This window comes from uncultured Bacteroides sp. (genome assembly GCF_905207245.1).
Classification (GTDB): domain Bacteria; phylum Bacteroidota; class Bacteroidia; order Bacteroidales; family Bacteroidaceae; genus Bacteroides.
Genome location: NZ_CAJLKP010000130.1, coordinates 1 through 9,169, shown reverse-complemented (window position 1 = coordinate 9,169; position 9,169 = coordinate 1). Strand labels below are relative to the sequence as shown.

The window sequence follows — 9,169 nt, the reverse complement described above, 5'->3', positions numbered from 1 at the left end:
ACTGGTAGCTCGTAGCTCGTAACTTAATTTAGCGCTCCGCGCTAAATTATCATTTTAGTGTGATATAGTACTACAAAAGTACGGAAGATTGCCGAAGTTGCCACAGATATAAGAAAATTTAAATCTTAAAAGCGCAAATCATTCGAATAAAACACTTACTTTTGCAACTTGTAATTTTGCAACTGACTGAAAGATAAACTACTTTCAGTCTCAACCCAATAGATATATGGATAAATTTAGCTACGCTATCGGCCTTGGAATAGGTCAGAATTTATTAAGCATGGGCGCTAAAGGCATCGAAGTAGATGACTTTGCACAAGCTATCAAAGATGTATTAGAAGGAAACAAAACCGCTATTGCGCACGCAGAAGCCCGCGACATAGTGAATAAATACTTCGCCGAACTGGAAGAAAAAATGAATGCCGCCGCCATTGAACAAGGTAAGGCTTTTCTGGAAGAAAACAAAAAGCGCCCGGGCGTAGTCACCCTGCCCAGCGGCCTGCAATACGAAGTCATCAACGAAGGCAACGTAGGAAAGTATGCGACAGCCACCGACCAGGTGAAATGCCACTACGAAGGCACGCTGATTGACGGAACCTTGTTCGACAGTTCCATCAAGCGCGGACAACCTGCCGTGTTCGGTGTAAATCAGGTAATCCCCGGCTGGGTAGAAGCTTTGCAATTGATGCCCGAAGGTGCCAAATGGAAACTCTATATCCCTTCCGACCTGGCATATGGTGCACAAGGCGCAGGCGAAATGATTCCGCCCCACAGCACATTGGTATTCGATGTGGAATTGCTCGAAATATTATCCCAAAAATAAAAATAAACAGTAAAAAGCAAAATGAAAAAAGTAACATTAATCATGGCTCTCGCAGTAGGCGCAGGTTTAGCTTCCTGTACTGCACAAAGCCCGAAAGCGAATCTTAAAACAGACGTTGACTCATTATCTTATGCCTTTGGTATGGCTCGTACCGAAGGTTTGACACAGTACCTGATGCAACAAGGTGTTGACACCACTCAGATGGCTGACTTCATCAAAGGTTTCAACGAAGGTGCTGCTAAACTCAGCAAGAAAGACGTTGCTTACATGAGCGGTCTGCAAATTGGCCAGATGGTAGGCAAAAACTGGGTGGAAGCTCTCAATCAGCAAGTTTATGGTACCGACTCTACTCAGAGCATCAGCCGTGAAAACATGTTAGCAGGTTTCCTTGCAGGCGTTACAGGTAAAAGCAATGTTATGACCAAAGAAGCAGCTAATGTTTACGTGCGTGAAGGCATGAATGCCGTTCAAGAGAAAGCACTGGCCGTTAAATACGCTGACAACAAAGCTGCCGGTGAGAAATTCCTCGCTGACAACAAGACTAAAGAAGGCATTGTAACCACTCCGAGCGGTCTGCAATACAAAATCATCACTAAAGGAAACGGTGAAATACCTGCTGATACCAGCAAGGTGAAAGTTAACTATAGAGGTACTTTGATTGACGGTACTGAGTTCGAACAATCTAAGGAACCGGCTACTTTCCGTGCTAATCAGGTAATCAAAGGTTGGACAGAAGCTATCACAATGATGCCTGTAGGTTCTAAGTGGGAACTTTATATTCCACAGGAACTGGCTTATGGCAGCAGAGAAACAGGTGGTAAAATCCAACCGTTCTCAACTTTGATCTTCGAAGTAGAGCTTCTCGGCATCGAGAAATAATTATCGGCTGAAGATTTACCTTCAACCGCATGAACTTGGCGGACGAACAGATGTAAACAAAAACATCTGCTTCGTCCGCTTCTTTTTTACTTATTCCTTATTTTTTCCTCCTTTTATATAGAGAAATTAAAATAAAGTCCTATATTTGCTTACTATTTGATAAAAACAAGAACTTACACTAATTGATATTATGGAAAAAATAGACAATCTTGACCGGCAAATTCTGGAGATAATCTCCCAGAATGCCCGCATTCCTTTCAAAGATGTAGCTGCTGAGTGTGGCGTATCACGTGCTGCCATTCATCAACGTGTGCAACGTTTGATTGATTTAGGCGTAATTGTCGGTTCCGGTTATCATGTGAACCCCAAATCTCTGGGATACAGAACCTGCACGTATGTGGGTATCAAGTTAGAGAAAGGTTCCATGTATAAATCAGTGGTTGCCGAAATGGAGAAAGTACCGGAAATCGTGGAATGCCACTTCACCACAGGTCCTTACACGATGCTAACAAAAGTATATGCGCGTGACAACGAGCACCTGATGGACTTGCTGAACAACAAGATGCAGGAAATTCCGGGTGTAACTGCTACTGAAACGTTGATTTCACTGGAACAAAGCATCAAGAAGGAAATTCCTATTTGCCCGGAGAAATAACAGGTAATTTATGGAGTTTTTAAATGAATATCATCTTTCAGGCTTATTCATCGGCATTTGTACATTCCTCATCATCGGGTTGTTTCATCCCGTTGTGGTGAAGGCCGAGTACTATTGGGGTACCAAATGCTGGTGGATTTTTCTTTTGCTGGGTATCGGTGGTGTTGCCGCCTCGCTTTGTGTGGAGAACATCCTGATAGCTTCCCTCTTAGGAGTATTTGCTTTTTCTTCGTTCTGGACAATCAAAGAGGTCTTCGAACAAGAGGACCGCGTAAAGAAAGGATGGTTCCCGAAGAACCCTAAACGCACATATAAGTTTTAAAAATAAAGGAGCGAACAGTATATTTTGCCCGAAAGGTTTGCTTATTTCAACAGAATATACTATTTTTGTGCCCGCTATCCGATGAGGATAACACCGGACTTGTAGCTCAGTTGGTTAGAGCAACAGACTCATAATCTGGAGGTCCCTGGTTCAAGCCCAGGCTGGTCCACAAAAGAAAAAGGTTGTAACTTTCATCAGTTACAACCTTTTTTATATATGGTATCCAGATTATGAGTCTGTAGCACTCATTTAGACTCCAGATAAATCGGCTCCACCTCCGTCACATTATCATGGAACCACTCGTCCAGCTTAGCCTCCACTTTATCTTTTATCTGAGGCGTGATATACTTCTTTACCTTTTTATAGGCATAAACGGCAGCAACGCCCTTTCCTACCATGAAGAGTTGTCCCAGAATATCTTCTATGCTGGTAGGAAACACAATCGCTACCAAAGCAATCATGATATTGGTTCGTTCACTTTCGGGAGTCGTATCGGCAGTCATCACATAATAGGCTGTCAGTACGGGACGACCGGCGGCACGGCCACCTTTCTTTATATACTCTTCTACTTTAATACGGATTTCATCCATGGAAAAATTTAATTTCATAGCTCTTCTTTTTTCTTATTAGACGCAAAAGGATGAACTTTGGTTGCAGTAAATTGCATTTTTTCAGCAAATAGCCTTATTTTTATCTCCGGATTCACCGATTCATACCCGGTACTCATCGGCTTTTCTACCATGAATCGCCCGGGAGAGCTATTCAGGCATAGATAATCCACTTACCTTTGAGCCATCAACCCATAACAACGGAATATTAATCAATAACAATAGAAACAATGGAAAAGAAACAAAACTTCCCGTCTCATGCAGGACTATCAGGCAAAGTGCTGATAGCTTCACTCTTCATCATCTCCGGAATATTACTGTTTGCCCGCAACGTGGGTTGGATTACATATGATTTATTCAGTGTAGTGGTATCTTGGCATAGTCTTCTTATTATATTAGGTATTTATACGATGACGCACCGCCATTATATAAGTGGGCTTATCCTTACACTGATAGGAGCCTACTTCCTGATTGGAGGATTATCATGGTTACCGGAAAACTCACAAACCTTCGTCTGGCCTGTTGCACTGATTATAGCAGGTATCCTGTTCTTTGTAAAGGCTCGCCACAGGGAACGCTGGATAAAAAGCCATATGAACGGCCATTACCGGGACTGGACTAAAGGAAGAGGTGGACATATGCACATGAATATGGAAAACAATGAGCAACAATGCGAATCGGAAAACGGCTACCTGCGTTCCGACAATGCTTTTGGTTCTGTACGACATGTCGTACTGGATGAATTGTTCAAAGGAGCCAGCATCCGGGCCTCATTCGGGGGAACTGTCATCGATCTGCGCCACACACATCTTGCACCGGGCGAAACTTATATCGATGTCGACTGCACCTGTAGTGGAATAGAGTTGTACATTCCTTCAGACTGGAACGTTATACCTCAATGTAATGCTTTTGCCGGTGGATGCGAAGATAAACGTTGGCAGGGAGCGAATATAAACAAAGAAAGTACATTAATAATCCGCGGAAATATTTCTTTCGGTGGATTAGAGATTAAAGACTAACTTATGAAAGCACATCCAATAATAGATTATCCTTACCGTTGGCTTCCGGTGCTTATGCTGGCATTGGTTCTGGCAATCATCCAGGCGACTTTGTCGTGGGGATATGCCGGAGCGGACTGGCTACCGGCTATCATAGACGGAATCACAACAATCGGATGGCTTGCAGCATTGACATACCTGGCCTGGTTTGTAGTGGGCTATGTATCTATGCTCCAAACCAAGCTCATCACGATTGTGGCAGGAATATTACTCTGGGTTGCAGGCAGCTTCATGATTTGCGACATTATGGTGAGGATAGCGGGAATACCTTATATTTCTTTTGCTTCTACCCTGCCTTTCCGGCTTCTTTTCGGCATACCGATGTGGATAGCCGTCATACTGTGGTATCACCTGCTGGTAGTGAAAGATTCAATGATACAAAAGGAGGAATTCATTATACCACAAGAACCAGTGGCAGAACCGGAACAGCAAGAAGAAATAATTGACCGCATCACAGTAAAAGACGGCTCACGGATACACATCATCAAAGTAGATGAATTGTTATACATTCAGGCGTGCGGAGATTATACCACTCTGGTCACCCCATCCGGAGAGTACATCAAAGAACAAACTATGAAATACCTTGAAGCCCATCTGCCTGCTGATAATTTTGTACGCATTCATCGTTCTACGATTGTAAACGTCACGCAGATATCACGGGTTGAGTTGTTCGGCAAAGAAACTTACCAGGTATCATTGAAGAATGGAGTGAAACTACGGGTAAGTCTGACGGGATACAGATTGCTGAAAGAAAGATTAGGAATATAAAAAGTATCTCCATTCCCCTCTTCCAGGGAGATACTCTCCATACACAAATGTATCCGTCATTCTGAGCTCAGAATGACGGATACATCCAGTGGATAATCAGAATTATTTCTTCTTTTCGTCCTTCTTAGGCTCTTCCTTCTTAGCTTCCGGTTTGTCTTCCTTCCCTTCCGGATGGATAATTCCCTTTACCGTCTCACCGATAGGCAATTTATCCAATACACCAAGGCTCGGAGCTACCGTCTTCACCAATGAACTCAGGAAGTTGCTTGTACTTCCGTTTCCACCGTCGAAGACTGTGATGTTTCCTAAATTCATGTGTTCGAAAGCCTTCACCTGTTCACCGGCAATTTCCTTCCATTGGTCTACCATCTTATACTGGATGGCGATGGCCGGGTTAGATTCTGCCGCACGCACCATTGCCTCGAAACCCTCCGCCTCTGCAAGCAACGATTTCTTCTTACCTTCAGCCTCAGCTTCCAGTTTCATCTGAATGGCCCGTGCTTCGGCTTCGGCTTGTGCAAGAGTTGCCTTTGCGCGTGCTTCAGCTTCACGAATCACCTTTTCCGCAACAGCATCCGCCTGAAGAATGGCTTCTTGTTTGGCCACCTCGGCAGGCACAATCTTTTCCGCTTTCAAAGAAGACTCCACCTTACGGGCTTTAGCCTCTTCCACTTCCTTTTGTGCAACTTCGCGTGCTGTCTGTACGGCAGCTTCCGAACGTGCTTTAGCTTCACCGGATTGCTTATCGGCATCAGCGCGTGTCACAGCCAGTTCGGCATCAGACTTCGCAACTGCTTTCTGAGCCTCGTTTCGTCCGATGGCAGCTTTCTTTCCGGCTTCCGCCTGCTTGATTTCCATGTCGGAGTTCAATTCAGCGATGCGGCTTTCCTTCTCCGTGTTGGCTTGCTCTATTCTGATATTCTTCTCAGCCTCAGCCTTTGCCACTTGCGATTCTTTTTCCGCATTAGCCACAGCCACTTGCGAAATTCTATCCTTATCGGCATTAGCCACCGAAATCTCCTGCAACTTCTTCGTTTCGGCAATAGCTATATCCTGGTCTTTGCGCGTTTCGGCAACTTTTGTTTCACGTTCCTTAATCTGAGTAGCAATCTTGATGGCACCCAGTTTTTCCTGTTCTTCAATGTTTGCCTGAGCTTCATTCAGCGCCTTACTTTCGGCTTCTTTACCCAGATTGACAATATAGTTGGCAGCATCACGAATATCACTGATATTGATATTCATCAGATACAAACCGAATTTGCGAAGTTCCGTATCAATGTTGTCCTTCACTTTGGAAAGGAACTTATCGCGGTCGGAGTTTAGTTCTTCAATCGTCATATCGGCTATAACCAGACGCATCTGACCGTACACAACATCCGTAATCAAGTTCTGTTTGTCGTCTATCGTCAATCCCAGCATACGTTCGGCAGCGTTCTGCATAACGTCGGCATCGGTGCTGATGGCAACCGTGATAGTAGTCGGCACGTCCACACGGATGTTTTGGGCCGACAGGGCGCCGGTCAACTTACAGTCTATCTGCATGGGCTTCATCGACAGGAATTCATATCCTTGAATGATGGGCCACACGAAGGCAGCACCACCATGATACAACTTGGCAGACTTCTTTTCGCCTCCCGTCTTACCGTATACCACCAGTACTTCGTCACTCTTACACTTACGATAGCGGGAGAGGATACCAACAAAGGTAAGCAAAATAACCGCCACGATTACGCCAGCCATAATCATCATTTCTTGTGTCATAAATCTATATGTTTTTGAGTTTTGTTTATTGGATATACAATGTTCCGTCCTTATAAGTGGAGATAATGGTTCTGTCACCTGTCTGATAAGTCTTGCCGGCTTCGGACACCACGTCCACCTCGCGCATGGCACCGTCACGACTTATCTGCACAGTATACCTGCCGTCTCCCTGTCCGAAGTAGATGGTACATTCGCGCCCCACGAGGTGTTCCGTCTTTTCCGTCTTGTTGACCTGCTGCAACTGATAGGCTTTCTTATAGAGAAACCATACCGCAAAAACGAAAAACAGACCAATCAGAAGACCGAGGGCATAACTCTGAATGTCAGAATTTCCAATCAGATACATATACCAGCCGAAGCCGATACCGAAATGAGTGAGTCCTTTGAAGGATACCACACTGCTAATGTCGGTGTCGACATCCACATCCGCATCAAGGTCTCCAAAGAAGATTGAGAGGACAAACTGTATCACAAAAATACCAGTTGTGACAAGGGCGATAATCAGGAATATATTAGTACTCATAGGAATTTGGGTTAGTGCGTCTTACGATATATTTAGATATATTATTCCAAATATACACATTTGCAGGACATGCACAAAGAAACAGTTTCTTATTTAACAAAATTTTCTTGAAGAGAATGCAACATTGCACCCGATTATTTGTTACGTTTACAGCCGCTATGATGAAGCATCTGCACTACATACTCCTGTTCATGTGCCTTTTCTTAGGATTGCTGACAATCCTGCATGAGGAACAAACGGATTTTCGGATAACCACCGGAAGCCCGGCAGAGGTTTCTATCAAGTCCGCAAAAGCGGAATGTTCCTTTTCTGCTTCACCGAACAACCTTTCATCCATTGCCCACCGTCCGCTTCTCAGCGACGAAAACAATGAACGCAAAATCAGCGGTATCCTTTTTACGGAAAGCCCATACAATCAGGCCAATGCCCCTTCAAAGCTATTGAAACTTAAAGTCTATCCGCCAACCGGACAGATACAGCATTTGTTCCCCGTGCACCTGACGGTGGAACAGAGTCTCAACCTGTTTTTCACTCCCAGCGCCATCCGCTATCATTACGGATACTACGTCTATGCGTTGAAGCGTATACTGATTTAGACCACCACACCACGTACTATCAATCTTTTCACCGGAGATGTGCCGTTACATGTCTCGGGTCAGTCTATTGTTTATTCACTTCTAAACTTAATGCAATAATTATGTTCGATTTATTAGTAGCTACCCTCGAAATGATGGGGCTCACCTTCGTAATCGGCTTCTTTGTAGCGTTCGTCATCAAGATGATTGCCGTTGCTGCCGATACATTCGACTTTTACAGTTCGCACCAGAAAGAGCTGGACCGCCTGCGCCGCTTGCGCAAACTACGCCAGAAAGTGGAACTCATGATACGGGACATCCCCCTGGAAGAAAACAGCCTATACAGCGATAAGCGCGAAGAGTTCAGCCGGGGCATCAACCGAGAACTCACCGACTATCGCGGATACTATCATGGTGTGAGCACCGGAGTGTCCCAAGGCAACCTGATGGATTATTATTATCCCGAAGACACACACATGATGTATCTGCGCGAACAGGAAGAAATCATCTATCAAAACAAGAATAAGAAACAGTCTAATAAATCTACCGGTAAGTCAAAATAAGGATATTATGGAAAATATAGATTTCGCAACCCTGTTCCAGGGATTTGGAACAATGATGGAAAGTGGTTGGCTGCTTGCGTCAACCCGTATGTTTTTAGTGGCTTTGGGACTTCTGCTGATATACTTGGGATGGAAAGGCATACTCGAACCGATGGTAATGATACCGATGGGGCTGGGCATGGTTGCCATCAACTGCGGAACATTACTAATGCCGGACGGTACGCTGGGCAACCTCTTCCTCGACCCGATGCTCTCGGACACGGACGACCTGATGAACACGATGCAGATAGACTTTCTGCAACCCGTCTATACGCTGACGTTTAGCAACGGGTTGATAGCATGTTTTGTGTTTATGGGTATAGGTACGCTGCTGGACGTAGGATTTTTGTTGCAGAAACCTTTCGTCAGCCTCTTCCTCGCACTGTGTGCAGAGTTGGGTACTTTCCTGACAGTGCCCATTGCTTCGGCTCTTGGACTGACATTGAAAGAAAGTGCTTCCGTGGCAATGGTGGGAGGTGCAGACGGACCTATGGTTCTGTTCACGTCGCTGGCGCTGGCCAAGCACTTGTTTGTGCCCATCACGGTGGTGGCTTATTTGTATCTGGGATTGACGTATGGCGGCTACCCGTATCTG

12 protein-coding genes and 1 tRNA gene are annotated in these 9,169 nt (G+C 44.8%); 10 read left to right on the top strand and 3 right to left on the bottom strand.

Translation table 11 applies throughout. From position 1 onward, the window contains the following. Positions 1 to 226: 226 nt before the first annotated feature. The 5 genes from QZ135_RS23565 (at position 227) to QZ135_RS23545 (ending at position 2,848) form a co-directional block, all read left to right on the top strand. A complete protein-coding gene (locus tag QZ135_RS23565; protein ID WP_294615376.1) occupies positions 227 to 823 on the top strand; it encodes an FKBP-type peptidyl-prolyl cis-trans isomerase in 597 nt (198 codons plus the stop codon). A 21-nt stretch (positions 824 to 844) separates the two neighbouring features. After that, the gene (locus tag QZ135_RS23560; RefSeq protein WP_294615374.1) at positions 845 to 1,702 is read left to right on the top strand and encodes an FKBP-type peptidyl-prolyl cis-trans isomerase; all 858 of its coding nucleotides are present in this window, start codon (positions 845 to 847) and stop codon (positions 1,700 to 1,702) included. A gap of 190 nt (positions 1,703 to 1,892) precedes the next feature. Next, positions 1,893 to 2,357: an Lrp/AsnC ligand binding domain-containing protein gene (locus QZ135_RS23555; protein WP_009130276.1), complete on the top strand. Its 465-nt coding sequence runs from the start codon at positions 1,893 to 1,895 to the stop codon at positions 2,355 to 2,357. A gap of 10 nt (positions 2,358 to 2,367) precedes the next feature. Further along, positions 2,368 to 2,679: a DUF4491 family protein gene (locus QZ135_RS23550; RefSeq protein ID WP_025830549.1), complete on the top strand. Its 312-nt coding sequence runs from the start codon at positions 2,368 to 2,370 to the stop codon at positions 2,677 to 2,679. 95 nt (positions 2,680 to 2,774) lie between these two features. Beyond that, positions 2,775 to 2,848 (top strand) — tRNA-Ile (locus QZ135_RS23545). 76 nt (positions 2,849 to 2,924) lie between these two features. Here the strand turns inward: QZ135_RS23545 and QZ135_RS23540 are convergent. Next, complete coding sequence (locus tag QZ135_RS23540) at positions 2,925 to 3,287, bottom strand: hypothetical protein (RefSeq protein WP_294615371.1); 363 nt, start codon at positions 3,285 to 3,287, stop codon at positions 2,925 to 2,927. A 230-nt stretch (positions 3,288 to 3,517) separates the two neighbouring features. On the opposite strand from QZ135_RS23540, the gene QZ135_RS23535 reads away from it, so the two are divergent. Both QZ135_RS23535 and QZ135_RS23530 read left to right on the top strand, forming a co-directional pair. Then, complete coding sequence (locus QZ135_RS23535) at positions 3,518 to 4,306, top strand: LiaF domain-containing protein (RefSeq protein ID WP_294615369.1); 789 nt, start codon at positions 3,518 to 3,520, stop codon at positions 4,304 to 4,306. Positions 4,307 to 4,309: 3 nt separating this feature from the next. Beyond that, on the top strand, positions 4,310 to 5,113 hold the full coding sequence (locus QZ135_RS23530; RefSeq protein WP_294615367.1) for a LytTR family transcriptional regulator DNA-binding domain-containing protein: 804 nt from the start codon (positions 4,310 to 4,312) through the stop codon (positions 5,111 to 5,113). Positions 5,114 to 5,215: 102 nt separating this feature from the next. Here QZ135_RS23530 and QZ135_RS23525 read toward each other — a convergent pair whose 3' ends face one another. Next, positions 5,216 to 6,874 (bottom strand): flotillin family protein, encoded by a 1,659-nt coding sequence (locus QZ135_RS23525; RefSeq protein WP_294615365.1) that lies wholly within the window; start codon positions 6,872 to 6,874, stop codon positions 5,216 to 5,218. A gap of 25 nt (positions 6,875 to 6,899) precedes the next feature. Then, positions 6,900 to 7,397, bottom strand: a complete 498-nt coding sequence (locus QZ135_RS23520; RefSeq protein WP_294615363.1) for a hypothetical protein — start codon at positions 7,395 to 7,397, stop codon at positions 6,900 to 6,902. A gap of 158 nt (positions 7,398 to 7,555) precedes the next feature. On the opposite strand from QZ135_RS23520, the gene QZ135_RS23515 reads away from it, so the two are divergent. From QZ135_RS23515 to QZ135_RS23505, 3 genes are all read left to right on the top strand, one after another. Beyond that, positions 7,556 to 7,993: a hypothetical protein gene (locus QZ135_RS23515; protein WP_294615361.1), complete on the top strand. Its 438-nt coding sequence runs from the start codon at positions 7,556 to 7,558 to the stop codon at positions 7,991 to 7,993. Between the two features lie 101 nt (positions 7,994 to 8,094). After that, positions 8,095 to 8,535 (top strand): LapA family protein, encoded by a 441-nt coding sequence (locus QZ135_RS23510; protein WP_288242761.1) that lies wholly within the window; start codon positions 8,095 to 8,097, stop codon positions 8,533 to 8,535. Positions 8,536 to 8,542: 7 nt separating this feature from the next. Next, on the top strand, positions 8,543 to 9,169 hold a 627-nt coding region (locus tag QZ135_RS23505), incomplete at its 3' end, for a sodium ion-translocating decarboxylase subunit beta (protein ID WP_294615357.1).

Coding starts and splice junctions, on each gene's coding strand:
- QZ135_RS23565 (WP_294615376.1), top strand. CDS start 227: ATGGATAAATTTAGCTACGCTATCGGCCTTGGAATAGGTCAGAATTTA.
- QZ135_RS23560 (WP_294615374.1), top strand. CDS start 845: ATGAAAAAAGTAACATTAATCATGGCTCTCGCAGTAGGCGCAGGTTTA.
- QZ135_RS23555 (WP_009130276.1), top strand. CDS start 1,893: ATGGAAAAAATAGACAATCTTGACCGGCAAATTCTGGAGATAATCTCC.
- QZ135_RS23550 (WP_025830549.1), top strand. CDS start 2,368: ATGGAGTTTTTAAATGAATATCATCTTTCAGGCTTATTCATCGGCATT.
- QZ135_RS23540 (WP_294615371.1), bottom strand. CDS start 3,287: ATGAAATTAAATTTTTCCATGGATGAAATCCGTATTAAAGTAGAAGAG.
- QZ135_RS23535 (WP_294615369.1), top strand. CDS start 3,518: ATGGAAAAGAAACAAAACTTCCCGTCTCATGCAGGACTATCAGGCAAA.
- QZ135_RS23530 (WP_294615367.1), top strand. CDS start 4,310: ATGAAAGCACATCCAATAATAGATTATCCTTACCGTTGGCTTCCGGTG.
- QZ135_RS23525 (WP_294615365.1), bottom strand. CDS start 6,874: ATGACACAAGAAATGATGATTATGGCTGGCGTAATCGTGGCGGTTATT.
- QZ135_RS23520 (WP_294615363.1), bottom strand. CDS start 7,397: ATGAGTACTAATATATTCCTGATTATCGCCCTTGTCACAACTGGTATT.
- QZ135_RS23515 (WP_294615361.1), top strand. CDS start 7,556: ATGATGAAGCATCTGCACTACATACTCCTGTTCATGTGCCTTTTCTTA.
- QZ135_RS23510 (WP_288242761.1), top strand. CDS start 8,095: ATGTTCGATTTATTAGTAGCTACCCTCGAAATGATGGGGCTCACCTTC.